The sequence below is a fragment of the Pedobacter petrophilus genome (assembly GCF_009674725.1).
Taxonomy (GTDB): Bacteria; Bacteroidota; Bacteroidia; order Sphingobacteriales; family Sphingobacteriaceae; genus Pedobacter; species Pedobacter petrophilus.
Map to the genome: position 1 here is coordinate 160,223 of NZ_WKKH01000005.1, position 23,476 is coordinate 183,698.

Consider the following 23,476-nt stretch of genomic DNA (forward strand, 5'->3'; position numbering starts at 1 on the left):
TTTTGAACCCTTTTTATATGTATAAAAATGTATATAACAATAATGCGACGATACCAAATACCATCATAAATATATAGAAACCTACGTTTCCACTTTGCAGTAAACGAATGCCTTTACTGGCCTCGTTTGTACTCCAGCCTAATCCATTTACAATGCCATCGATGAATTTCGTATCGATAACCCGGTAGAAGAATCTTGAAAAAGCATCTAATGGCTTGGTGATGATGAAATCGTAAATCTCATCCAAATAGAATTTATGGTATGATAACTTCGCAAGTGCAGAACGAGGCGCCTCATCGGCTACCGGAACGCGTGCACCCTTTACGTATCTGGTGTATGCATAAAGTAAAGCAATAATAGCTGCAACTACTGATGTACCCATTAATGCATATTCCGTAGAATGACTTAAATCTAATTCATGTTGTGCAACGCCTGCACCAGATAACCAATGCGCTAACCATTCATTGCCACCAAAAACATGAGGAAGATTGATTATTCCGCCGATTGCAGCTAAAACAGCCAAAACGATTAAGGGTGTAGTCATTGCAGCCGGCGATTCATGAACATGACTTTCTTCATGATGCGTTCCCCTGTATTTTCCTGAGAAAGTAAGGAACATCATTCTGAACATATAAAATGCGGTTAGGAATGCAGTAATTACACCAATACCCCAAAGCACAGGACTATACTGAAATGCATGTGCTAATATTTCATCTTTAGAAAAGAACCCGGAAAATGGCGGTAAACCTGCAATGGCAATGGTACCAATCATCATGGTTAAAAACGTAACCGGAAGTTTCTTTCTTAATCCACCCATGTGGCGCATATCTTGTTCGTGGTGCATGGCATGGATCACCGAGCCAGCGCCCAGGAACAGTAAGGCTTTAAAAAATGCATGTGTTAATACATGGAAGAATGAACCTGTGTATGCACCAACGCCTAAGCCCAGAAACATATATCCCAATTGAGACACTGTTGAATAAGCCAGTACTTTTTTAATGTCTGTTTGAGTAAGTGCAATAATTGCTGCGACTAATGCGGTTGCCGCGCCAACAATTGCAATAATATGTTGTGTGAAAGGTGCAAGATCAAATAAAACGCTTGAACGGGCAATCATATAAATCCCTGCAGTTACCATGGTTGCCGCGTGGATTAATGCAGAAACAGGCGTTGGTCCGGCCATTGCATCTGGTAACCATGTAAATAGTGGCAACTGAGCCGATTTACCGCAGGCACCTATAAATAATAAAATGGTAATTAAAATTAGGGTATTATTACCCGGCAACATATTAGCTGCCTGTGGGAAGATTTTTGAGAATTCAACACTTCCGAAGAAATTGAACATCAGGAATACACCAAGTAAAAAGCCTAAATCACCAATCCTGTTCATCACAAATGCTTTTTTAGCTGCCGATGCATAAGCACTGTTGGTGTACCAGAAACCGATTAAAAGGTAAGAGCATAAACCAACGCCCTCCCAGCCGATGAACATGACGATATAATTTGAACCCAATACTAATAAGAGCATAAAGAACACAAACAGATTCAGGTAAGAGAAAAACTTGCCAAATCCTTCGTCATCGTGCATGTAGCTGGTAGAATATAAATGGATCAGGAAACCGATTCCAGTAATAATCAAAAGCATGATTGAACTTAAGGGATCAACCAAAAATGATAAAGGGATGTGTAATGTTCCTGCGCTAATCCAATCGAATAAAAATACTTCGTGAGATTTTTGTGTATCGCCTTGTAAACTAAAGAAAATAACTACGCTGATGATGAACGAGGCCAGGATTACGCCACTTCCGATGATTCCAACAAGTCCTTTAGATAAAGAGTTTCTGCCTAGCCCGTTAATTACAAACCCTAAAAAAGGAAGTAAAGGAACCAACCAAATCAATTGTTCTATTGTCATTCTTAATATATATTTACCACTTAAGGCGATTTAAAACATTAATATCTATCGATTTCGTATTTCTGTAAACCATTACAATAATTGCCAAACCAACTGCAACTTCTGCAGCCGCAAGTGCCATAATGAAGAATACGAAAACCTGTCCGGATGGGTCGTTGCTATGAACCGAAAACGCAGTTAAAAGCAAGTTTACTGCGTTTAACATCAGCTCTACCGACATAAAGATTACGATTGCATTTCTGCGGGTTAACACGCCTATTACACCTATTGTGAAAATAATTGCACATAAGTAGATGTAGTGATTTAGCGGAACGCCTGCCATTTGTGTAGTTAAATTTTCCATTATGCCTCTACCTCATCTTTTTTAGATAACAAAACAGCTCCAACCATTGCGGCCAATAGTAACAAAGATGATAATTCAAAAGGCAATAAGAATGGTCCGAAAAGCTCTTTACCTAAGTTTTCTACCAAACCCAATCCCTGATTTTTTAAAATTAACGGACTGTTAATGCTTGCTGCTTTAAATGAACCTACTAAAGTTACAACTAAACAACATCCTGCAATTACACCCACAATTTTAATCAATGGAGATTTTGATGGCTCTGTTTCATTGTTCAGGTTGAGGAGCATAAGTACAAATAGAAATAATACCATAATGGCCCCCATATAAACAATAAAGTTTACAACGGCTAAAAACTGGGCATTCAATAATACATAATGTACAGTGAATGTGAAAAAGGTAAGGATTAAGTACAGTACACTGTGAATCGGATTTTTTGCAAAAATCACCATCAGTGAAAAGATGATACTTAATGTGGCTACGAAATAGAATACTTGTGTACTCATTAATTTGTTATTTTTATACTCCTCGTCATTGCGAGGTACGAAGCAATCTTATTAGTTTTACGTCTATCGCATTAGGATTGCTTCGTTCCTCGCAATGACGGACTGGGTTTAATTATTTTTTCATCTCCAATGGCGCCTCTACCAACTTATCTTTCCCGTAAATAAAATCTTTACGTAAATAATCAGCAGGTACAATTGGGCCGTCCAGGTAAATAGCCTCTTTTGGACAAGCTTCTTCACATAATCCACAGAAAATGCAACGCAACATGTTGATTTCATAAGTTGCAGCATATTTTTCTTCACGGTATAAATGCTTCTCATCATTTTTCCGTTCTGCAGCAATCATGGTAATTGCTTCAGCCGGGCAAGATAATGCACAAAGACCACAAGCGGTACAACGCTCTTTTCCGTTCTCATCACGTTTAAGGGAGTGCATACCTCTGAAGTTAGCAGAAAACTCACGTTCTACTTCCGGATATCTTACCGTAGCCTCTTTTTTGAATAAGTGACTAATGGTAATGCCCATACCTTTTGCAATTGCAGGCAGGTACATCCGCTCCATAAAGCTTAAGGGCTTTTGCTCCAGTACTTTTTTCTTGTTACTTAATGATTCCATAATTAAAACTTCTCTATAATCGCAATCACAACTCCTGTTATTATAATGTTGGCAATGGCCAAAGGTATTAAACCTTTCCAACCTAAATTCATCAATTGATCGTAGCGGAAACGAGGGATTGTCCAGCGTACCCACATGAAGAAAAAGATAAAGAATACTATTTTACCGAAAAAAACAGCAGTGCCGAAAAGCGGTGCCCATGTTGGACCTAACCAAACTGCCATTGAATCCATGCCTGGGTAATTATAGCCACCAAAATATAATGTTGCCATCACTGCTGATGAAACGAACATGTTAATGTATTCGGCAAACAGGTAGAAGCCTAATTTCATTGATGAATACTCCGTATGGTAACCACCGATTAATTCTGTTTCACATTCAGGCAAATCGAAAGGCGCACGGTTGGTTTCTGCGAAGGAACATACCATAAAAATTAGAAATCCTAATGGCTGATACCATACGTTCCAGTTTAAGCCGTGTTGTTGTTCTACGATTGTTTTTAAGCTTAAGGTATTTGTCATCAAAAGCAATGCGATAATTGATAAACCCATTGCAATTTCATAACTGATGTTTTGCGATGCGGCACGAATAGCACTCAATAAAGAGTATTTGTTGTTCGAAGCCCAGCCACCAATCATTACGCCATAAACCCCTAAAGAAACCACACCAAAAATGTATAAAACACCAACATTGATATCGGCAACCTGTAACGGAACGAGTTTACCGCCAATAAGCATCGGGCTTCCCCATGGGATAACCGCGGTACCAATACAGGCACAAAGTAAGGCCAAACCTGGTCCAATAATAAATAACCATTTGCTTGATGAAGCAGGAATAATTTCCTCTTTCATAAACATTTTAACCCCATCGGCCAAAGGCTGTAAAATACCAAACGGACCTGCCCTATCCGGACCTAAACGATCTTGAAGGTACGCAGCAACCTTTCGTTCTGCATAAGTAGAATACATGGCTACGACTAAACTGATCCCGAAAATAACGGCAACCAGAATAAACTTTTCTATAATAAAACCTGTATCCATTAGTATTTTACCGTTTTATGTAATTCAATTTCATTCGCTGCCTGTAATGCCGAATTTGGCTTGATTACAGGAAGTGGTTTCAATGTTTCGTAGTGATTAGAGGCAATTACCGAAGTATCATCAATATGTGTTGGATGTTCAATGGTCCAGTCTGAAGTTACTTTTTTATCGAACCGACAAGTATTGCAGATGAATTCCTCAACCTCCCCGAACTGATCTTTACGAGCAGTTACGCGTAAAACATCTTCTCCTTTATACCAAAGTGTTACTTTACCATTGCATTTTTCATGGTCACAGTTGCGATGTGCATCAACCGGTTTGGTGAACCATACACGGTTCTTGAAACGGAAAGTTCTATCAGTCAACGCACCAACCGGGCAAACATCAATTACATTTCCTGAGAAATCATTGTCAACAGCCTGTTGAATATAAGTTGATATTTCTGAATGATCTCCACGGTTTAAAATTCCATGAACACGTTTATTCGTAATCTGATCAGCAGTGAAAACACAACGGTAACACAAAATACAACGATTCATGTGTAACTGAATTTTATCACCTATATCAATACGATCAAAAGTACGACGCTCAAACTCATAACGGGTTTTTTGCAATCCATGCTCGTAGCCTAAATTCTGCAAATCGCACTCTCCTGCCTGATCACAAACCGGGCAATCTAACGGGTGGTTAATTAACAAAATCTCTACCACACCAGCACGCGCTTCCAGAACTTCCGGAGAAGTAATGTTTAACACTTCCATACCATCCATTACAGTTGTACGGCAAGATGCAACCAATTTTGGCATTGGGCGTGGATCTTTTTCCGAACCTTTTGTTACCTTAACGATACAGGTACGGCATTTACCACCACTGCCTTCTAATTTAGAATAATAGCACATTGCCGGCGGAACGATTTCACCTCCGATTTGCCTTGCAGCATTAAGGATCGTGGTTCCGTTATCAACCTCTACTGTTATTCCGTCTATCGTAACCTTAACTTTTTCACTCATGGTTAATGATAATCTTTTATTTTTTGTGCTTATACCGTCATTGCGAGGCATAAACAGTTCTTTCTTATTTATTCTCTTTCGAGATTTTATAGCCAATTTCTTTTCTTGGCTGCTCTTTTTGCTCTAGTAACTCATCAAAATACCTGAATATAACTTCAATATTTTTATCTTGATTATCTACTTTCTTTTTTATTTTCTCTACTTCTAATCTTATTTCTGTATTACTCAAAACCATTGTTCTAAGCTGTACAAAGACATCAATAATTTTAATACTAACTTCTATCGCCTGTCTACTTTTTAAAACATTTGATAGCTGCAAAATACCATGTTCGCTAAATGCGAATGGAAGATATTTTGAATGTTGTCCATGTCTTAAGGTCACAATTTGTGACCTTAAGACATCATTCTCTTCTTTTGTGAGTTCAAACATAAAGTGTTCCGGGAAACGCTCAATATTTCTTCTAACTTGTTGTTTAAGTTGCTTTGTCTCAACACCAAAAAGCTCTGCCAAATCAGAATCTAACATCACTTTAACACCTCTAAAAAGATATATTTTATTAATTATTACTTCGTTAGGGATGACTGCGAGTGATGTTTCTTCTTTCATTTACATACTATCATTGTGTTAAGTTAAACTTGCTAAGGTCGCAAATTGCAACCTTAGCTTTATTTTTCTTCCGTTACCGGAGCTTTTTCAATTGGAACCGCATAATTAGCGATACCATAATTTTGTTGCTGACTTTTTACTGGCTCCTTAATGTGCCATTCGAATTCATCTCTGAAATGACGGATTGCGCTGGCTACCGGCCATGCAGCTGCATCACCTAAAGGGCAAATGGTATTTCCTTCAATTTTGCGCTGAATATCCCAAAGCAAATCTACATCGTCCATCGATCCATGACCATGTTCAATTTTATGCAATACTTTTTCCATCCATCCGGTACCTTCACGACATGGTGAACATTGTCCGCAACTTTCGTGGTGATAAAAACGGGAAAAATTCCAGGTATTACGAACAATACACTGATCTTCATCAAAAGCAATAAAGCCGCCTGAACCCATCATGGTTCCGGTAGCAAATCCACCTTCTGATAAAGATTCGTAACTCATTAAACGAGGTTCGCCGTTTGCATACTTTAAGGTTAAGTTTGCAGGTAAGATTGGCACAGATGAACCACCTGCTACCGTTGCTTTTAAACGTTTTCCATTGGCAATACCACCACAATATTCATCAGAATAGATAAATTCTTCCACGGGTAAACCCAATTCGATTTCATAAACACCCGGTTTAACTAAGTTTCCGGATGCTGATATTAATTTTGTACCTGTACTTCTACCGACACCGATTTTCGCATATTCATCACCACCATCATTGATGATCGGCACCACTGCAGCAATTGACTCTACGTTGTTAACTACTGTAGGGCAACCATATAAACCTGCAATTGCAGGGAAAGGTGGTTTAATTCTTGGATTACCTCTTTTACCTTCTAACGATTCTAACAATGCGGTTTCTTCACCACAAATATAAGCACCACCACCTGGCTGAACATATAATTCTAAATCATAACCTGTACCTAAAATATTTTTTCCTAACCATCCGGCGGCTTTTGCTTCTGCAATCGCTTTTTCCAGAATGCGGATTTGAGGCATCATTTCTCCACGAACATAGATATAGGAAACCTTTGCACCGAGGGCGAAACTGGCAACTATCATTCCCTCAATTAAAGCATGAGGAATATACGTCATCAGGTAACGGTCTTTGAAAGTTCCTGGTTCAGACTCATCAGCATTGCAAACTAAATAACGTGCAACGCCTTCTGGTTTTGCCAAAAAGCTCCATTTCATCCCGGTAGGGAAACCCGCACCCCCGCGACCGCGTAAGCCTGATTTCTTAACTTCTTCAACAATCTCTTCAGGTGTTAAAGTTTTAAGGGCTTTTTCTACGGCACGATACCCGCCTTTTTGGCGATAGACCTCAAGTGTATTGATGCCGGGTACATTTATATGCTCAAGTAACAGTTTTCGAGACATTTTTATTAGTCTATAGTCTGTAGTCTGCAGTCCGTAGTCTTGAATCAAATGACTCACGACTTAAGACTTTCGACTTAGGACTTATTTTTCAAATCTTCAATCAATTTATCTACGCTTTCGATAGTCAGGTTTTCGTAGAAAGTATATTCCGGGCTAATTTGCAATACCGGACCGAAACCACAGGCAGCTAAACATTCAACTCCTCTGAAGCTAAATAAACCATCGGCGGTAACTTCACCTTCCTTAATACCTAACTTATCTTCCAGGTGATCTAATATTTTCTCTGCACCAACCAAGCAGCAAGGACCAGTACGGCAAACCTCCAAAGCATATTTACCTTGTGGTTTTAAGAAGTACATGGAGTAAAAAGTAGCTACCTCATAAACTTCAATTGGCTGAATATTTAAATATTCGGCAACTTTATCCATTGCAGATGTTGGTACCCAAAGAAATTCCGCTTGCACCAGATGTAATAATGGTAGCAAAGCTGATTTACTTTTATCTGAAGGATAACGCGTTATAATTTCATCAAATTTAACAAGCAATTCTGATGAAAACGCTACAGGTGTTTGTTCTTCTACTTTAAGCATCTAATTCTCCTGCAATAATATTCATACTACTCATGTTGATAATGGCATCGGATAATAACATTCCTTCGCTCATTGGCGCAAACATCTGGTAATTTACAAAACTTGGTCTGCGGAAGTGCAAACGATAAGGCGTGCGGCCGCCATCATTAATCAGATAGAAACCTAACTCACCATTTCCGCCTTCTACAGCGTGATAAACTTCTGCTTTTGGTGCATCAATTTCACCCATCACAATTTTAAAGTGATAGATCAATGCTTCCATATTGTTGTAAACTTCTTGTTTTGGAGGAAGATAAAAATCAGGAACATCAGCATGAAAAATACCTTTTGGTTCTGTTTTCAATTTTACAATTGCCTGCTCAATAATCCGCAGGCTTTGCCACATTTCCTCATTACGAACCAAATACCTATCATAAATATCGCCACTTGTACCCACAGGAACTTCAAAATCGAAATCCTGATAAGAAGAATACGGATCGCTCACACGAACATCATAATCTACACCCGTCGCACGAAGAAGCGGACCAGTCCAGCTGTATTCTAAAGCGGCCTCTTTGGTTACTTCAGCAACACCTGCTGTTCTATCTATAAAGATACGGTTACGGGTTAAGAGATTTTCAAACTCTCTTAATGCAACCGGAAATTCTTTTAAAAATTTATTGATTTTCGTAAAGGCAATTTCATTGAAATCTCTTTCAAAGCCACCAATACGACCAATGTTTGTGGTTAAACGGGCTCCACAAACCTCTTCAAAAATCTCGTAGATATGCTCACGAAACTGGAACAAGTAAAGGAAAGTTGTTGTTGCGCCTGTATCCTGACCTATAATCGTATTACAGATAATATGATCCGCAATGCGGGAAAGTTCCATGATGATTACGCGAAGATAATCTACACGTTTGGGCATCTGGATATTCAACAATTTTTCAACCGTCATGTGCCAGCCCATATTGTTAATAGGCGAAGAGCAGTAATTTAAACGGTCTGTTAATGGTGTAATTTGGTAAAACGGGCGATGTTCGGCAATCTTTTCGAATGCACGGTGAATGTAGCCAATTGTAGAAACGCCGCTTACAATACGTTCGCCATCTAACTGCAATACGTTTTGAAAAACTCCGTGTGTTGCAGGGTGGGTTGGACCTAAGTTTAAGGTTACCAGCTCTTCCTGCGGATCGTTATCTGTATATACCGGATGGTTATGATTCATATAATTACCTTCCAAAAAATTCGTCTTTTTTATCTACTCTGTTTGGATCTTCCAATGGATATTGTTTCAACATTGGATGAACACCTAAGTCATCCATATTTAAAATACGACGCAAATCAGGGTGACCTTCAAACTTCACTCCAAACAAATCGTAAGTTTCACGTTCCATCCAGTTTGCACCTTTCCAAATCGGTGTAGCTGTAGGAATGGTAGGATTTTGCTCAGAAATAAACACTTTGATTCTGATTCTCACACGCTCTACCATATTATTTAAATGGTAAACAACGGCAATACCATGGTCTTTACCAGGATAGTGAACCGCAGTAATATCCGTAAGGAAGTTAAATTTTAATTCGTCTTTTAAGTACGATAAAACATTTATGATTACATCCTTATAAGTTACAAAGGTTAATAAACCATAAGGCTCAGAAACTGCAGTTACCTTTTCGCCAAACTTTTCAGTCAGCTTAACATGGATGGTATTATTCAGGGTCGTATCTTCCATTACTTAATGCCGTATTGACCTAAAAGTTCTTTATAATAATCAGAGTTTCTTCTTCTTCCTGATTCGTTTCTTACCAAATCCTGAATACGTTGAAAACCATCTAAAATTGCTTCTGGTCTTGGTGGGCAACCAGGAACGTAAACGTCAACCGGAATTACCTCATCAATACCCTGCAATACAGAGTAGGTATCGAAAATACCCCCACTACTTGCGCAAGCACCAACTGCCATTACCCAACGAGGCTCGGCCATTTGGATGTAAACCTGTTTAAGTACCGGAGCCATCTTTTTAGCAATGGTACCCATTACCATTAGAACATCGGCCTGACGTGGAGAAAAACTTAAGCGCTCGGCACCAAAACGACCCAAATCGTAGTGAGAACCCATGGTAGCCATGAATTCGATTCCACAACATGAAGTTGCGAAAGGCAATGGCCATAATGAATTTGAGCGTGCTAAGCCAATCACTTTATCCAATGAAGTGGCAAAATATCCAGGCCCTTCGGTTCCTGGAGGCGCATCAACTATATTAATTTCACTCATGTTTATAAACAAAAAATGCTCATCCCTTTGCAGAATGAGCAACAAATTTACAATATTTTAAAGGCAATTGAACTAGACCGCCTTGATTTAGAACCTTTCTAAATAAATTAAAACCGCTGAGGTAAGTGTAATTGATACACACTCAATTTTCAATTAGTAGTTTTCAGTACACAGCTCAAAAACCAAGCATTGAAAACCATAGCCTAAATTAGTTCCAGTCGAGCACTTTTTTCTTAATGACGTAGATAAAGCCTAACAATAATGTCCCCATGAAAATGAACATTTCAATCATACCATCCATTTTTAAGGCTCTGAAATTTACAGCCCAGGGGTACATAAAAATCACCTCAATATCAAACAATACAAAAAGAATTGCCACTACGAAATATTTAATCGAAAAGGGCTGACGGGCATTACCTACACTTTTAACACCTGCTTCAAAAATCTCAAGCTTATCACTGGTTTTACGTTTTGGCCCTAAAAAGTGTGTAGCCACCAACGTGGTTACCACGAAACCTAAAGCAACAACTACTTGAAATATAATTGGTAAAAAATCTATGGAGGTACTTTGCGCTTGCATAATTAAATTTTCTGATGCAAAAGTAAAAGAAAAAGGCAGAGTAACCAAACTCTGCCTTTTCTAAATTATTTAAGTTGGTGATTATTTACCTTTTCCTTTAGCTGCAGGAGCTGATAATTCTTTCAATTTAGCGGAAGCAAAAGTACCAGATGGATAAGCAGCTACACTTTTCTCAAAATACTCTTTCGCTTTTGCTTTATCAGTATTGAAATAGTATCCTCCAAGGTTATCGTATGCTTCTGATAATTTCTTAGCATTGGCTGTAACTAATTCTGGTTTTTCAGTTACTTTTTTAATAAACATCTCAAAATGAGGCACCATTAATCCTTTTGGTGCTTTTTCATCATCTAACAAGCTATTTACCCTAGCACGATATAAATATGCATCAGTAGTTTCTGGAGCAAGTTGAGCTACTTTTGCAATAGAAGAATCTGCTTTAACCAATAAATCTTTAGATGGATTTTTCTTAGCAGCATACTGAGTTGCATAATCGAAGTAATAAGCTAAACCATCATAGAAATAGCTATATAAAACACCTTTTCCATTTGGACTAGCGGCAATAACTTTGTCATAAATTTGTGCTGACTTAGCATATTTTTTAGCATCGAAGAAAGTTTTCGCAACCTCAGCTAAAGCGTCAACGTTAGTAGTGTCTTTTTCAACTGCTTTAGTAATATTGATTAATGCTAAACTATCCTGACCTGATTTTAATTGTGCTTTACCTAAATACAAATAATCAAACCCTAAAATTTTATTTGGATCTTTTTCTTTAGCAAAGAAATCATTCATACTTGTTAAGGCTTGAGGATAGTTTTTGTTCTCATAAGCCGCCCAACCTTTCATTCTTGATACTACCGCACCTTTAGAATCATTAGCAGAAACCTTAATCGCTGAAGCTACTTGTTCTAAAGTCTGAAAATCCTTTGCATAAAATAAAAATTGTGCATAACGTAATTGAGACTCTAAAGATTTGTCAGTCAAATCCATATATTTTTTATAATTCTCAATACCTTTTTTCGCTTTCTCCTGGTCTGTACCGAAACTACTCCACTGTAAGTACAGCTCACCTAATTCACGGTAAGCAGGACCGTAGTTTGCATCAGCAGCAATTACATCCTGTAATTCTTTTTCTCCTTCCGGAAAAGCTCTTGATTCTTTGTACATTTTACCAATCTGTGTCTTCGCTCTGCGGTTGTTTGGATCAACGTCACCAACACGCATATATGGTCCTAATGCTTCAGAATTTTTCTTTTGCAATGCATATGCATCACCCAAAGCTAAGAAAACCTCTGCGTCTTTATCTTTTGAATCCAACTCATCAGCTTTAGTGATATTTGCCAAAGCGTTTGTAAAGTCTGGCTTAGATACATCATCACTTGGTTTATCTTGCGCTAAATAAGCTTTACCAATCTCTAAATAAGTTTTATAATTTTTCTTATCCAGCTCGATTGCTTTATCAAAATTTGTTTTAGCAGATGTTGGGTTATTAGATAACATATCTGCCTCGCCTAAGCCAATTAGGTTTAAGTTATTTTTAGCATCTGCCGTTACACCCTTAGTGAAAACAGCACGGGCCGAATCAATATAACCAGTTTTTAAGTAAACTAAACCAAGATTATAATAATTTTCACCGTTAGAAGCTTGTGAGCTCACCAATGATTTAAGCATTGATGTTGCTTTCTGATACTGTTCAGCGTCAATGGCTTTTTTCGCGTCATTTAAATTTTGAGCAAAAACTGCAGAACCCATCAACACCAAACCTACATTTAAGGTTATTGCTTTCTTTGAAATTTTCATCGGATATTCTGTTTTTTTAATAAAAATGAAGTGTCTGTTGAGATTACTTCGTGGTTCAATTATAATTTGTTATTTATTTTCCTTTGTCAGGTTAATTTCCCTAGGCATTAACTTATGTGGACCAAGTCCAGATTTAAGTACAATAAGCTGGCCTCTCTGACTTCTTAACCATGTTGCAAATCCTGTGCCTAAACCATCCCTACCTTCGCAATCTATAATATTTACGTTTCTAAGAAACGGATAGATTCCATTAATCAGATTATCTTGTGTTGGCTTATAAAACTGATCATCACCAACTTCACCCTTAAGATTTTTAACACCAAGGGTTTTTATCTTTGAAAGATAACTGGCATATTTTGTATTCCTATCAGATACCCAGTCTACGCCTAAAATACCTATAAAACTTTTATCTTCCGCAATTAATTTAAGAACTTCTACACTAGAATTTTTTGAGTAAACACCTTGAGCAGGAAACTGACTAATTTTTGCCAACTGCTTGAAGTATTGAAAGGTGCTTGAGTAAGCATTATCAAAAACCAATTTTTTAGCTGATCCTTTTCCTTGTAAAATATCAATAACTTCTTTAACGGTAATGGTGCTATCAATATTGTCTTTATTCGTTATTAATGCTATGCCATCAACGGCGAATCTTGTAGAATTAATCCTGATTCCGCGTTGGGTGTAATACTTTTCTTCTGCTTTTGTTAATAACCTCGGCATCACAATAACCCTAACGCTATCGTTTAAAAAGGCCGGAATAAGTTTTTCTTCTGGTTTAACCGTAAGCTGAAATTTAGCATCAGGATAATCCAAACTAAAAATACTAATTTGTTCCTGAACAATAGGGCTCACACTCTCATCAATCAGCATTTTTAATACCCCACTGGTACGGGTTTCTTTAACCTGATTGGTCTTTTCTTTTCTTTTGCAAGAAGCGAATGCCAAGACGATAAATATAAAAAGTATGTTTCTCATTTAAGGTTTAATCTTTTCTGCCAAGACTTAGCAGCCTAATAAAAGCGTAGAAAATTAGAAAGACACCTATAGCTATCCGGCCCCATGCTGGTATAAAATTGAATCGTATTGCCAGAGGTGCCCAGAATATAAAAGCTAGTCCCATTACTAAATACAACACAAAGGTGACTAGGCCTAAAATGAGCAAAAACCGCTGTTTAGGCGATTTTTGCTTAAAAATATCAAAATTTAACATTTACTATTAGTTCAATGTAAAGTTAACGTTGATGTTATACTTTACCCTTACCGGCTTACCATTTTGGATACCTGGGTTCCAGCGTGGACTAGCTTTCAATACACGGATAGCTTCTTCATCAGTTCCACTACCCAAACCTCGGGTAACCTGGATATCTGTTAATTTACCATCTTTTTCAACTACGAAAGATAAAAACACTTTACCCTGTACGTTGTTTTCTTGTGCCATTGGCGGGTATTTAATTGCTCCACCTAAGTATTTGTAAAACTTAGCGATACCTCCCGGATATTCTGGTTGTTTTTCAATACTAACGAAGTCATAAACCTTGTTATCATCTACCGCAACAGCAGCTTCTCTTTTCGGACCTTCACCAACTGGTTCAGCAATTACGATATCCGCAGTAGGGTCACCTTTAATATCTCTTTGACCAGGATCTGCCTCTTTCAATTTTTCAACTGTTGGTGGTTCCTCATCACGTACCTGCTCATCTGGCTTTACGATTGGAGGTGGCATTTTTACCTGATCCACTTTTGGTGGTGGTGGCTCTACCGGTGGTGGTGGTGGTGTTTCTGGATTTACTGGTGGCGGTGGCGCAATAATTACCTCCTGCGCTTTTTCTACTTGTTCTGTTTCATCCATTGAGCCTTTAATAAGACCATAAATTTTTGGAGCAAAGAAAAGCGCTAAAAATAATATCGAACCAATAATTAATGCCCGTGTGGTATTGGCTCCATTGCTTTTACGCAATTGGTAGGCTCCGTAGCTTTTGTTCTTTTCAGCAAAAACTACTTCAATCCACTCCTTTCTTAAAATATCTAATTTTGACATGATTACTGATTTAACAAATTATAAAATACCCTGAGCTTTCATGGCTTCTTTTTCATTATCAAGGATATTGTCATCATCAATCTGACGAACTTTAACCTTTAATATTTCCAATTCATCCATGATATCTACAAAGTTTTTGAAATTAGATCCGCTGGTTGGCTTAACCAACACTACGAAATCACCTTTCACTCCTGACGCGTCAGCAACTTTTCTGTTATCGATAATCGCTTTTTCAACCTGAGACAAATTTTCAAACGTTGGAGCTGTTGCACCAGCTTCTCCCATATACCAGGCTACCTTATCATTTTTACCTAATAAAATAGTCATGGTTTTAGAGGCTTTCAACTCCAATCTGTTATCCTTATTGTTATCGTCCTTATCTGGCTTTACAATATCCATTGCTTGCGGCGTAGAAATCGTTGTGGTTAAGATAAAGAACGTTACCAAAAGAAACATCAAATCTACCATCGGCGTCATATCGACTCTTGGCGTGGCTTTCTTCCCGCCTGTGTTTAATTCTGCCATTTCTTATTTTTTTCTAGCTTCAGCATTAGTAACCAATAAGAACTTGTTTACTTTTTGCTTCTGCAATACATCAATAATTTTCTTCACTACAGGATACTCTTGTTTTGAATCTCCTTTGATACTTACACGCATTGGTTGTTGATTAACCTCAGCTGTTGCAGTACGAGCTTGCAAAACCCATGAATTTAACTGGTTGTCAGTTGAATCCGTAGGAATACCACCTTGAACACCTGGTTTCATTCGCTCACCGCCATCCAATGCTAAAAATGATTTTAGACTTGAAACCGGAACGCCGAATGATCCAACTAATGAAAAATCTTTAATTTCCTGTGGCGTAAAGTTGATTTTATACTGCTGACCAATTAATTCTAAGGTTCTAGCCTTAACTTTTTGGCCTGCCACTTCGAAGAAAACCTTACCCTGCCCAATGGTTAATGTTGCATTGTTCTCAGCTGGCACCTTAAATTCATACGTAGATGAAGGTGTAGATACCGCTAATGGTTCTGGTTGTTTCGCCGTAGCAGTTAATATGAAGAACGTCAGTAACAGAGCTGCAACATCGCACATGGCTGTCATATCTGTTACCGTACTGGTTCTTTTAACTTTAATTCTAGGCATAATATTTCTTGCTAATTTTAATAATGATGATCTTTTTCCCGGTTTTCCATAAAGCCGGTAAAAATTTTTTCAAATTATTATTTATGCGAACTAGCGTAAGTTTGAACGATGCTGAATCCAGCCTCATCAATTGCATAAGTTAACTTATCAATTTTAGAAGTTAATATGTTGTACATGATAATCGCTAATGTAGACACACCGATACCGGTCATTGTGTTAATTAACGCCTCAGAGATACCTACCGCTAATGCTGATTGATCTGGAGCACCAGAGTTTGCTAAACCGGCGAAAGCACGGATCATACCTGTTACTGTACCCAATAGACCGATCAAAGTACCAATTGATACTAAAGTAGCAATGATGGTTAAGTTTTGCTCTAACATTGGCATTTCTAAAGCAGTAGCTTCTTCAACCTCTTTTTGGATAGCAACGATTGATTGCTCTACATCCAGATTAGTGTCAGCTTCAACCTCACTGTATTTTTTCAAACCTGATTTAATTACGTTAGCAACAGATCCTTGTTGTTTGTCGCATTCCGCTTTAGCAGCTTCGATATTTCCTGAATTTAATAAACCTTTTACTTTGATAATGAAAGTATCTAAGCTAGATTTTCCGCTTGCTTTACCAATTACGATTAAACGCTCGATAGAGAAAACGATAGTAGTTAATAACAATCCGATTAAGATTGCCACGATTGGACCACCTTTAAAAGCAGTACCTGGATAATTGTTTGGTAATGGTAAGTTCTCGTTGTTGTTGTCAATAAAGTTTGAAGGATCACCTAATACGAATCTCCAGATAATAAAGCCAATTACGATACAAATAGGAATAACCAATGTTGCGAAAACATTAGATGCACTTGAAGAGCTCTCTTTTTTAACAGTTGTTGGTTTTGGTGCGTTTGCCATTTTTTTTTAATTTTTAGTTTTAGTTCTTGTTTTTAATTTTTTAGCTGTTTAACTTTTGTACTACACACAACGGATTTGATCTGATTTTGTTGCGAAAAACAAATTTATAAATTGATTTTAAATTACAAATTAATAAATCAATAAACAATTAAATCGTTACTTAAGATTTAGTTTCCGGTAAACATACGGTATGTATAACAAAAAAATTGCCTCAGCCGGAGGCAATTCTTTCACAATAAAAACTAAAATAAAATCTAATTGCAAATTTTTCGGCCAAAAAATGCATTTTAAGGCTCATTTAACACAATTTAACGCTTGTTCGTGTACTTTTGACACTTTGGCTTGCTCAAATTGTTTAAAATTTTCTTCAAACGCATGCGCCAGTTCATATGCTTTTATAAAGTACTCTTCCTGATTACTCCACATTTTTGATGGGTCTAATATTTCATCCGGAACATTAGGGCAATGTAAAGGAATCATTAATTTAAAAACATGATGCTTTTTATAATGCTGATGATCCAGACCTCCGGTTAAAGCTGCTTTAATCATCGCTCTGGTAAAACTTAATTTCATTCGTTTACCAATACCATAAGGTCCGCCGCTCCAGCCCGTATTTACAAGCCATACATTTACCTCATGTTTTTTCATTTTTTCGCCTAACATTTTAGCATATACAGATGGGTGCAACGGCAGAAATGCTTTTCCAAAACAGGCAGAAAAGGTGAGTTGAGGCGCTGTAATTCCGGCTTCAGTGCCCGCTACTTTAGCCGTATAACCGCTTAGAAAATGAAACATTGCCTGCTCAACATCTAGCTTTGAAATTGGCGGCAATACGCCAAATGCATCAGCAGTTAAAAAGAAAATGTTTTTTGGAACCGATGCTATTGAAGGTAAAACTGCATTATCGATAAATTCAATCGGATAAGCTACCCTTGTGTTTTCTGTTTTATCAACATTTTTATAGTCTACCTGTTGAGTTCCCGGCAAGAAATTAATGTTTTCCAATAAAGCGCCAAATTTGATGGCCTTAAATATCTGAGGCTCATTTTCTTCAGTCAGCCCCACACATTTCGCATAACATCCTCCTTCAAAATTAAAAACCGAAGCATCGCCCCAACCGTGTTCATCATCCCCTATTAAATTACGTTCAGCATCCGCAGACAAGGTTGTTTTACCCGTGCCTGATAGTCCAAAAAAGATAGCCGTATCTCCATCTTTCCCAACATTCGCAGCGCAATGCATGGGTAGGACATTCTTATATAACGGAAGAACAAAATTCAAAACAGAGAAGATGCCTTTTTTAATTTCCCCGGTATAACCTGTCCCTCCAATGAGGATCATTTTACTGGAAAAATTAATGATGGAAAAGTTTTCTTGTCTTGTACCATCAGTAGCAGGATTCGCCAAAAAACCGGGTGCTGCCATAATCGTCCATTCGGGCTGCTGCCCTAAACTTTCTCGTTCAGGGCGGAGAAAAAGATTATTTGCAAAGAGGTTTTGATAAGCTGTTTCGGTAATCACCCTAATCGAAATGGCATGAGCAGAATCAGCACAAGCTGAAGAATCACGGACATAGATTTTTTTATCCGAAAGATAAGTAGTCAGCTTATTGAACAAATGATTAAATTTTTCCGGATTGATTTTGATATTGACATCACCCCAACAAACGGTATCCCCCGTAATATCATCGTAAACAATGAACCTATCTTTCGGCGATCGGCCTGTGAACTTTCCGGTATCTACCGCCAAAGCTCCTGAGGAAGACAGTACGCCTTCTTTATTTAGTAAAGCTTCATCAATTAACTCCATAGGAGATAATTGATACTTAACAATAACATTTCCTCCCAGATTTAGATAGCCTAAATCTGGTGCCTGTAATTTCTTTTTGCTCATAAATAATATTTAGTTAGTGAGGCAAAGTTAAACAGTTATCTATCAGAAAAACCAACATTTAAGCCAAAATATTTACATATTGTAGCAAATACACTATAAATATCTAATTGAAATTCAAATAGTTATATTCATTATAGAAAAAATAAAAAAACAGAAAAAATACACTAAGCCTTTAATTGAAAGAGAAGTTTCTTTCATCAACTGTAATTTGTTATCTATGATCAGGAATTGAAAATTAATACATCGCTGAGATAGCGGAAGAAGAATACTTAATAGCTTATATTTAAGTATTGGGAGCTGAAAGACAACTTTGAATTTGCTTCCAAAGTTGCTTCTGTTATACTTTATGTGAGTGTGGAAACTGAGAAGTGAATTAACCGCCAGCTTTTTTAACCTTGTAACCGTCTTTTTGAAGAATAGCCATTACCTTATCCCGAACATCTCCCTGAATCATAATTTCGCCTTCTTTTACGGAACCGCCAACACCGCATTTGGTTTTAAGCATTTTCCCCAGAATGTCGAGATCTTCTGTTCGTCCTTTAAAACCTGTAATTAAGGTAACTGCTTTTCCGCCCCGGTTCTTCTTATCCAGCATTACCCTTAAATCCTGATGATTATTTGGTGAGGTGACAGTATCATCAACCTCTTCATGATATTCGAAATCAGGATTTGTTGAAAACATAATTCCTCCCAGATCGCTCAAGCTATTTTTTTTAGGTTTCATAATCCAAAGATAAAGGAAATTGTGAATCAGAAATAATCTAAGGTACGATAACGGATAACGATAGCGGATTAATCGAGGCTTCTATGGTTATGCCCATTTGCAAAGGTTCGCCGTCTACATGAACAGCACCTGCCTTTTCCCTGGTAATCAGAATATTTTTTCCTTTAATAATTTCAATCATCTCTGATGTTTCTGCCTTCCCTTTGAGCATTACGTAGCCCAACATTGGCAGCTTCAGTAAACTAAAGGGTTTGATGATACAAACATCCAGCAAACCATCCTTAACAGAAGCTCCGGGCGCAATAAAAACATCATTACCATATTGTGAAGAATTGGCTACAGTAACAGCAAAAGCTGCTCTGGAAATTTCTTTTCCATCAATATTGATAATATATTTTTGAGCACGATAGCCAAATACTTCCTTTAACCCAAGTTTTACATAGCCGGCTAATCCTCTCTTCTTATCACTGGAGAACACCGCACTTAAATGAGCATCAAAACCCATTCCGGCCAAATTAAAAAAGCTCTTGTTATTGAACGTCGCTGTGTCTATTTTCTCCGTTTTTAAGCGGTTGATCGTTAAAATGGCATATCGAAGATTTTTCGGAACCTGAAGAAACCGGGCAAGGCCGTTTCCTGAACCCAAGGGCAGAATCCCCAGAATTTTATTATGCTGAAGCACCTTTGTAGCCACTTCATTTATGGTTCCATCGCCTCCTGCGGCAATAATAATATCGAAATTTTTATTTGCTGCTTCATCAGCCAATTCTGAGGCATGGCCAACATATTCCGTAAATACAAATTTTGCATTAAATTTTTCTTTATCGAGATATTTATCGATAAAATCCGGAATCCGTAATTTCCCTTTTCCACCGGAAATTGGGTTGATGATAAAAAGTATATTGAGCTTTGTGTGCAAAACGTAAAGAATGAGGGTACAAAATAATCTATAATTTTCGAAATAAAGAAAATATGCTAATTTTGTCGCATTATTATAGTGGACCGATTTGCTATTCCGAACATATTCGGAACGGATTGCAACCACTTAAAAAAAAGTGCTAATACCTCCTCCAATCATTTACAACCTGTTTCCAGGGGTCGTTGGCGCTTTATAAATGTTTATTTATCATTAAAATTTAATAGATGTCGTATTTATTTACATCAGAATCTGTATCTGAAGGCCACCCAGACAAAATTGCCGATCAAATTTCGGATGCGTTAATTGATAATTTTTTAGCTTTTGATCCGGAATCAAAAGTGGCCTGCGAAACTTTAGTAACTACCGGACAGGTAATTTTAGCTGGTGAAGTAAAATCTAAAACTTATTTAGATGTACAGCAAATTGCCCGTGATGTAATTAAGAAAATTGGTTACACTAAAAGTGAATATATGTTTGAGGCTAACTCTTGTGGTATTTTATCGGCCATACATGAACAGTCTCAGGATATCAATCAAGGTGTAGACAGAAGCAATAAAGAGGAACAAGGTGCGGGTGATCAGGGAATGATGTTTGGTTATGCTACGAACGAAACCGAAGACTACATGCCGCTGGCTTTGAATCTTTCTCACAAATTATTACAGGAACTTGCTGTTTTAAGACGCGAAAACGACGAAATTAAATATCTGCGTCCGGATGCGAAAAGCCAGGTTACTTTAGAATACGATGACTATAATAAACCCGTTCGCATTGATGCAATTGTAATCTCAACCCAACATGATGATTTTGATGAAGAAGCTACCATGCTTGCAAAAATCAAAACCGATTTAGTAGAGATTTTGATTCCAAGAATTATTAGGAGTAATCCACAATATGCTCATTTATTCAACGATAAAATTGAATACCACATTAATCCAACTGGTAAATTCGTAATCGGCGGGCCACATGGCGACACTGGTTTAACTGGCAGAAAAATTATTGTTGATACTTACGGTGGAAAAGGTGCACACGGTGGTGGTGCCTTCTCTGGTAAAGATCCAAGTAAGGTAGATAGAAGCGCTGCATATGCTACCCGCCACATTGCAAAGAATTTAGTGGCTGCCGGCATTGCTGATGAAATTTTAGTTCAGGTATCTTACGCTATTGGTGTTGCAAAGCCAATGGGTATTTATATCAATACTTATGGAACGGGCAAAGTAGGTAAAACTGATGGTGAGATTGCTAAAATAGTGGAGTCTCTTTTTGACATGCGCCCTTATTTTATCGAACAACGTTTAAAATTGAGAAATCCAATTTATAGCGAAACAGCTGCTTATGGGCACATGGGTAGAACTCCGGAAACGGTAACTAAAACTTTCAGAACACCGAATGGTGAAGAAAAAACCGTTACGGTTGAATTATTTACCTGGGAAAAATTGGATTTTGTAGATAAAGTGAAGTCTGCTTTCCAACTATAAAATCTTCCATCATTAATAAAAGGGCTTTGCAAATACTGCAAAGCCCTTTTTATTTGTAGACTACAATTTGTTGGTCTTTAAGAAACTGATTTCTTCAGGTAAGATGTTCTCATCATCAATAGTGTATGATTTAATACCAGCTATTTTCATTTCATCAATCAAATCTACATAATCCTGAAATCTGGAGGTAGCTGTTGGTTTAATGATTACCAGCATATACTTTGAAGCATTGTTGTGATTGGCCCTGGCCACTTTAGCCTGGTTGGCATTAATCGCTTTTTGAATATCTTTTACAGCAGTCATGTTCATTTTCGCATCTTGTGCTGTACCCATGTACTCAACTGCCTGATGGTCTTTTCCAAGTAAAACTGTCATTGTTCTGGAAGCAGGATAATCCATACTACAGGCTTCACAATGATCTGGCTTTGCTACGTCGGCAGCATTTAGGTTACTGAGTGATGTAGTAAGCATAAAAAATGTTGTTAATAAAAACATGAGATCAACCATAGCAGTCAGGTCTACTCTTGGTGCTGTTTTTTTGGTTCTGCCTTTCACGGCCTTGCCGCTTGAAGCTTCGTTTAATGTTGCCATATTTTAGGTTTTAAAACATGATGACAACCTAAACCAAATTGCATAAAAAAGGCGATTAAATCCTAACCGCCTCAAAATAATTTTTAAATTTTATTTTGCAGATTCAATCACTCCGCAACCTACTCTTGGACCAGAATTTCCGGTCGGCTGTGTTTTGTAATCATCTGTTCCGTCATGAACAATAATTCCTCTTCCTATAATATTTTTTACGTCGCCATCTTGCACACTCCACCTATCCGTAGTAATGGATACTTCTCCTTCACCTTTTGAATCAAGCTTGATGTTTCCAATGTCTCCACTATGAAAAGCGCCAGAATCCCATTTTCCATGATCTTCTTTTGTTGGATTCCAGTGTCCGTGGGTATTTTCTCCCATATCCCCGCAATCGCCATGCTCATGAAAATGAACTGCTACATTGCTATCCGCTCTGGCTGCGAATTTTAATTTTAAATCCATTTTTATTTTACCATCACTCAGTCCATAAAACTTAACTGTTCCAATGCTTTTTGATGGGTCTGCAGTTTCAGAAAGGTTAGCAGACGCAAGTTCTGTTTCTTTTTGTGAGCAAGCACTCATTAATGCGATGCCGGCAATGGCCATGCCCAGAAGATATTTTTTCATACAATTTAAATTTAGTTAATTAGGAAACAGATTGATAATCATTTAGTTTGACATTAAGCGAAACACACAAAAACCATTTCAACCATTAGGTGTTTATTAAGTACGTAAAATCATATAACTATGGAACATCCAATTGCAATGAATACTTTAAGTCAGATTTTAGAGAAATTAAGACTGAAAGGAAAAGATAATGAATTGAAGATGACCGATCACGGTAAGATGCAAAGTAAATCGCTCGACAAAATTTATAAGCCTGAGGATTTGACAATTGTAAAAACCTATCGTTTTGAAGGTGATTCTGATCCTGGAGACAATTCTGTTTTGTATCTGGTTGAAGATTCAGATAAAAATATTGGATATATGTTAGATGCATATGGCATTTATTCAGACAATATTGGTTCTGGCTTTGACGATTTCCTTAAAAAAATCCCAACTGAAAATAGGGATGAGCAAGAGCTGTTTTGCTAATAAAACAAAAGTTA

Annotated in this window: 26 protein-coding genes; 2 read left to right on the top strand and 24 right to left on the bottom strand. The window is 37.5% G+C overall.

The genetic code is table 11. The features are described 5' to 3' along the window. Positions 1-13 precede the first annotated feature (13 nt). The 22 genes from nuoL to GJU39_RS05095 all read right to left on the bottom strand — a co-directional run bounded on the left by nuoL (position 14) and on the right by GJU39_RS05095 (position 20,307). Positions 14-1,909 carry an NADH-quinone oxidoreductase subunit L gene (gene nuoL, locus GJU39_RS04990; RefSeq protein ID WP_342448179.1) on the bottom strand — a complete coding sequence of 632 codons (1,896 nt, stop codon included), beginning with the start codon at positions 1,907-1,909 and terminating at the stop codon, positions 14-16. A gap of 19 nt (positions 1,910-1,928) precedes the next feature. Then, complete coding sequence (nuoK, locus tag GJU39_RS04995; protein WP_010601897.1) at positions 1,929-2,258, bottom strand: NADH-quinone oxidoreductase subunit NuoK; 330 nt, start codon at positions 2,256-2,258, stop codon at positions 1,929-1,931. Then, positions 2,258-2,761, bottom strand: a complete 504-nt coding sequence (locus GJU39_RS05000) for an NADH-quinone oxidoreductase subunit J family protein (RefSeq protein ID WP_154279594.1) — start codon at positions 2,759-2,761, stop codon at positions 2,258-2,260. Before GJU39_RS05000 ends, nuoK begins: the two co-directional genes overlap by 1 nt. Positions 2,762-2,873: 112 nt before the next feature. After that, positions 2,874-3,377, bottom strand: a complete 504-nt coding sequence (locus GJU39_RS05005; protein WP_154279595.1) for a NuoI/complex I 23 kDa subunit family protein — start codon at positions 3,375-3,377, stop codon at positions 2,874-2,876. Between the two features lie 2 nt (positions 3,378-3,379). After that, positions 3,380-4,417, bottom strand: a complete 1,038-nt coding sequence (nuoH, locus tag GJU39_RS05010; protein ID WP_154279596.1) for an NADH-quinone oxidoreductase subunit NuoH — start codon at positions 4,415-4,417, stop codon at positions 3,380-3,382. Beyond that, the gene (locus tag GJU39_RS05015) at positions 4,417-5,427 is read right to left on the bottom strand and encodes a 2Fe-2S iron-sulfur cluster-binding protein (protein WP_154279597.1); all 1,011 of its coding nucleotides are present in this window, start codon (positions 5,425-5,427) and stop codon (positions 4,417-4,419) included. Before GJU39_RS05015 ends, nuoH begins: the two co-directional genes overlap by 1 nt. 64 nt (positions 5,428-5,491) lie before the next feature. Beyond that, positions 5,492-6,034 carry an ORF6N domain-containing protein gene (locus GJU39_RS05020; protein WP_154279598.1) on the bottom strand — a complete coding sequence of 181 codons (543 nt, stop codon included), beginning with the start codon at positions 6,032-6,034 and terminating at the stop codon, positions 5,492-5,494. A gap of 59 nt (positions 6,035-6,093) precedes the next feature. After that, positions 6,094-7,461 (bottom strand): NADH-quinone oxidoreductase subunit NuoF, encoded by a 1,368-nt coding sequence (gene nuoF / locus GJU39_RS05025; RefSeq protein ID WP_154279599.1) that lies wholly within the window; start codon positions 7,459-7,461, stop codon positions 6,094-6,096. A 74-nt stretch (positions 7,462-7,535) separates the two neighbouring features. Continuing rightward, the gene (locus GJU39_RS05030; RefSeq protein ID WP_154279600.1) at positions 7,536-8,051 is read right to left on the bottom strand and encodes an NADH-quinone oxidoreductase subunit NuoE family protein; all 516 of its coding nucleotides are present in this window, start codon (positions 8,049-8,051) and stop codon (positions 7,536-7,538) included. Next, positions 8,044-9,258 carry an NADH-quinone oxidoreductase subunit D gene (locus GJU39_RS05035; protein WP_154279601.1) on the bottom strand — a complete coding sequence of 405 codons (1,215 nt, stop codon included), beginning with the start codon at positions 9,256-9,258 and terminating at the stop codon, positions 8,044-8,046. Before GJU39_RS05035 ends, GJU39_RS05030 begins: the two co-directional genes overlap by 8 nt. 4 nt (positions 9,259-9,262) lie before the next feature. Beyond that, positions 9,263-9,763 carry an NADH-quinone oxidoreductase subunit C gene (locus GJU39_RS05040; protein ID WP_154279602.1) on the bottom strand — a complete coding sequence of 167 codons (501 nt, stop codon included), beginning with the start codon at positions 9,761-9,763 and terminating at the stop codon, positions 9,263-9,265. Then, positions 9,763-10,305 (bottom strand): NADH-quinone oxidoreductase subunit B, encoded by a 543-nt coding sequence (locus tag GJU39_RS05045; RefSeq protein ID WP_025146324.1) that lies wholly within the window; start codon positions 10,303-10,305, stop codon positions 9,763-9,765. Before GJU39_RS05045 ends, GJU39_RS05040 begins: the two co-directional genes overlap by 1 nt. Before the next feature lie 208 nt (positions 10,306-10,513). Further along, positions 10,514-10,885: an NADH-quinone oxidoreductase subunit A gene (locus tag GJU39_RS05050; protein ID WP_154279603.1), complete on the bottom strand. Its 372-nt coding sequence runs from the start codon at positions 10,883-10,885 to the stop codon at positions 10,514-10,516. Between the two features lie 81 nt (positions 10,886-10,966). Beyond that, complete coding sequence (locus GJU39_RS05055) at positions 10,967-12,682, bottom strand: tetratricopeptide repeat protein (RefSeq protein WP_154279604.1); 1,716 nt, start codon at positions 12,680-12,682, stop codon at positions 10,967-10,969. Positions 12,683-12,751: 69 nt separating this feature from the next. Beyond that, a complete protein-coding gene (locus GJU39_RS05060; protein WP_154279605.1) occupies positions 12,752-13,657 on the bottom strand; it encodes a PstS family phosphate ABC transporter substrate-binding protein in 906 nt (301 codons plus the stop codon). A 241-nt stretch (positions 13,658-13,898) separates the two neighbouring features. Then, complete coding sequence (locus tag GJU39_RS05065) at positions 13,899-14,720, bottom strand: energy transducer TonB (RefSeq protein ID WP_154279606.1); 822 nt, start codon at positions 14,718-14,720, stop codon at positions 13,899-13,901. An 18-nt stretch (positions 14,721-14,738) separates the two neighbouring features. Continuing rightward, positions 14,739-15,245: an ExbD/TolR family protein gene (locus GJU39_RS05070; RefSeq protein WP_154279607.1), complete on the bottom strand. Its 507-nt coding sequence runs from the start codon at positions 15,243-15,245 to the stop codon at positions 14,739-14,741. Positions 15,246-15,248: 3 nt separating this feature from the next. After that, positions 15,249-15,863: a biopolymer transporter ExbD gene (locus GJU39_RS05075; protein WP_154279608.1), complete on the bottom strand. Its 615-nt coding sequence runs from the start codon at positions 15,861-15,863 to the stop codon at positions 15,249-15,251. A 77-nt stretch (positions 15,864-15,940) separates the two neighbouring features. Next, a complete protein-coding gene (locus tag GJU39_RS05080) occupies positions 15,941-16,771 on the bottom strand; it encodes a MotA/TolQ/ExbB proton channel family protein (RefSeq protein ID WP_154279609.1) in 831 nt (276 codons plus the stop codon). Between the two features lie 294 nt (positions 16,772-17,065). Continuing rightward, complete coding sequence (pckA, locus tag GJU39_RS05085; RefSeq protein WP_154279610.1) at positions 17,066-18,664, bottom strand: phosphoenolpyruvate carboxykinase (ATP); 1,599 nt, start codon at positions 18,662-18,664, stop codon at positions 17,066-17,068. Positions 18,665-19,037: 373 nt separating this feature from the next. Next, on the bottom strand, positions 19,038-19,388 hold the full coding sequence (locus GJU39_RS05090; RefSeq protein WP_154279611.1) for a translation initiation factor: 351 nt from the start codon (positions 19,386-19,388) through the stop codon (positions 19,038-19,040). 37 nt (positions 19,389-19,425) lie between these two features. Next, positions 19,426-20,307 carry a diacylglycerol/lipid kinase family protein gene (locus GJU39_RS05095; RefSeq protein WP_154279612.1) on the bottom strand — a complete coding sequence of 294 codons (882 nt, stop codon included), beginning with the start codon at positions 20,305-20,307 and terminating at the stop codon, positions 19,426-19,428. A gap of 224 nt (positions 20,308-20,531) precedes the next feature. Between GJU39_RS05095 and metK the strand changes: the two genes are divergently transcribed. Continuing rightward, positions 20,532-21,782 carry a methionine adenosyltransferase gene (gene metK, locus GJU39_RS05100; protein WP_154279613.1) on the top strand — a complete coding sequence of 417 codons (1,251 nt, stop codon included), beginning with the start codon at positions 20,532-20,534 and terminating at the stop codon, positions 21,780-21,782. Positions 21,783-21,842: 60 nt separating this feature from the next. On the opposite strand, the gene GJU39_RS05105 is transcribed toward metK, so the two are convergent. Further along, a complete protein-coding gene (locus GJU39_RS05105; protein WP_154279614.1) occupies positions 21,843-22,373 on the bottom strand; it encodes an ExbD/TolR family protein in 531 nt (176 codons plus the stop codon). Between the two features lie 90 nt (positions 22,374-22,463). Beyond that, a complete protein-coding gene (locus GJU39_RS05110; RefSeq protein ID WP_154279615.1) occupies positions 22,464-22,994 on the bottom strand; it encodes a superoxide dismutase family protein in 531 nt (176 codons plus the stop codon). Positions 22,995-23,114: 120 nt separating this feature from the next. Here GJU39_RS05110 and GJU39_RS05115 point away from each other — a divergent pair, with 120 nt between their 5' ends. Then, entirely contained in the window at positions 23,115-23,462 is a 348-nt protein-coding gene (locus tag GJU39_RS05115) for a hypothetical protein (protein WP_154279616.1), read from the top strand. The last annotated feature ends 14 nt before the right edge of the window (positions 23,463-23,476 follow it).

Coding starts and splice junctions, on each gene's coding strand:
- nuoF (WP_154279599.1), bottom strand. CDS start 7,461: ATGTCTCGAAAACTGTTACTTGAGCATATAAATGTACCCGGCATCAAT.
- GJU39_RS05105 (WP_154279614.1), bottom strand. CDS start 22,373: ATGGCAACATTAAACGAAGCTTCAAGCGGCAAGGCCGTGAAAGGCAGA.
- GJU39_RS05075 (WP_154279608.1), bottom strand. CDS start 15,863: ATGCCTAGAATTAAAGTTAAAAGAACCAGTACGGTAACAGATATGACA.
- GJU39_RS05090 (WP_154279611.1), bottom strand. CDS start 19,388: ATGAAACCTAAAAAAAATAGCTTGAGCGATCTGGGAGGAATTATGTTT.
- GJU39_RS05030 (WP_154279600.1), bottom strand. CDS start 8,051: ATGCTTAAAGTAGAAGAACAAACACCTGTAGCGTTTTCATCAGAATTG.
- pckA (WP_154279610.1), bottom strand. CDS start 18,664: ATGAGCAAAAAGAAATTACAGGCACCAGATTTAGGCTATCTAAATCTG.
- GJU39_RS05000 (WP_154279594.1), bottom strand. CDS start 2,761: ATGAGTACACAAGTATTCTATTTCGTAGCCACATTAAGTATCATCTTT.
- GJU39_RS05050 (WP_154279603.1), bottom strand. CDS start 10,885: ATGCAAGCGCAAAGTACCTCCATAGATTTTTTACCAATTATATTTCAA.
- GJU39_RS05070 (WP_154279607.1), bottom strand. CDS start 15,245: ATGGCAGAATTAAACACAGGCGGGAAGAAAGCCACGCCAAGAGTCGAT.
- GJU39_RS05055 (WP_154279604.1), bottom strand. CDS start 12,682: ATGAAAATTTCAAAGAAAGCAATAACCTTAAATGTAGGTTTGGTGTTG.
- GJU39_RS05115 (WP_154279616.1), top strand. CDS start 23,115: ATGGAACATCCAATTGCAATGAATACTTTAAGTCAGATTTTAGAGAAA.
- GJU39_RS05015 (WP_154279597.1), bottom strand. CDS start 5,427: ATGAGTGAAAAAGTTAAGGTTACGATAGACGGAATAACAGTAGAGGTT.
- GJU39_RS05045 (WP_025146324.1), bottom strand. CDS start 10,305: ATGAGTGAAATTAATATAGTTGATGCGCCTCCAGGAACCGAAGGGCCT.
- GJU39_RS05065 (WP_154279606.1), bottom strand. CDS start 14,720: ATGTCAAAATTAGATATTTTAAGAAAGGAGTGGATTGAAGTAGTTTTT.
- nuoK (WP_010601897.1), bottom strand. CDS start 2,258: ATGGAAAATTTAACTACACAAATGGCAGGCGTTCCGCTAAATCACTAC.
- GJU39_RS05060 (WP_154279605.1), bottom strand. CDS start 13,657: ATGAGAAACATACTTTTTATATTTATCGTCTTGGCATTCGCTTCTTGC.
- GJU39_RS05040 (WP_154279602.1), bottom strand. CDS start 9,763: ATGGAAGATACGACCCTGAATAATACCATCCATGTTAAGCTGACTGAA.
- GJU39_RS05020 (WP_154279598.1), bottom strand. CDS start 6,034: ATGAAAGAAGAAACATCACTCGCAGTCATCCCTAACGAAGTAATAATT.
- GJU39_RS05035 (WP_154279601.1), bottom strand. CDS start 9,258: ATGAATCATAACCATCCGGTATATACAGATAACGATCCGCAGGAAGAG.
- nuoH (WP_154279596.1), bottom strand. CDS start 4,417: ATGGATACAGGTTTTATTATAGAAAAGTTTATTCTGGTTGCCGTTATT.
- GJU39_RS05080 (WP_154279609.1), bottom strand. CDS start 16,771: ATGGCAAACGCACCAAAACCAACAACTGTTAAAAAAGAGAGCTCTTCA.
- metK (WP_154279613.1), top strand. CDS start 20,532: ATGTCGTATTTATTTACATCAGAATCTGTATCTGAAGGCCACCCAGAC.
- GJU39_RS05005 (WP_154279595.1), bottom strand. CDS start 3,377: ATGGAATCATTAAGTAACAAGAAAAAAGTACTGGAGCAAAAGCCCTTA.
- GJU39_RS05110 (WP_154279615.1), bottom strand. CDS start 22,994: ATGAAAAAATATCTTCTGGGCATGGCCATTGCCGGCATCGCATTAATG.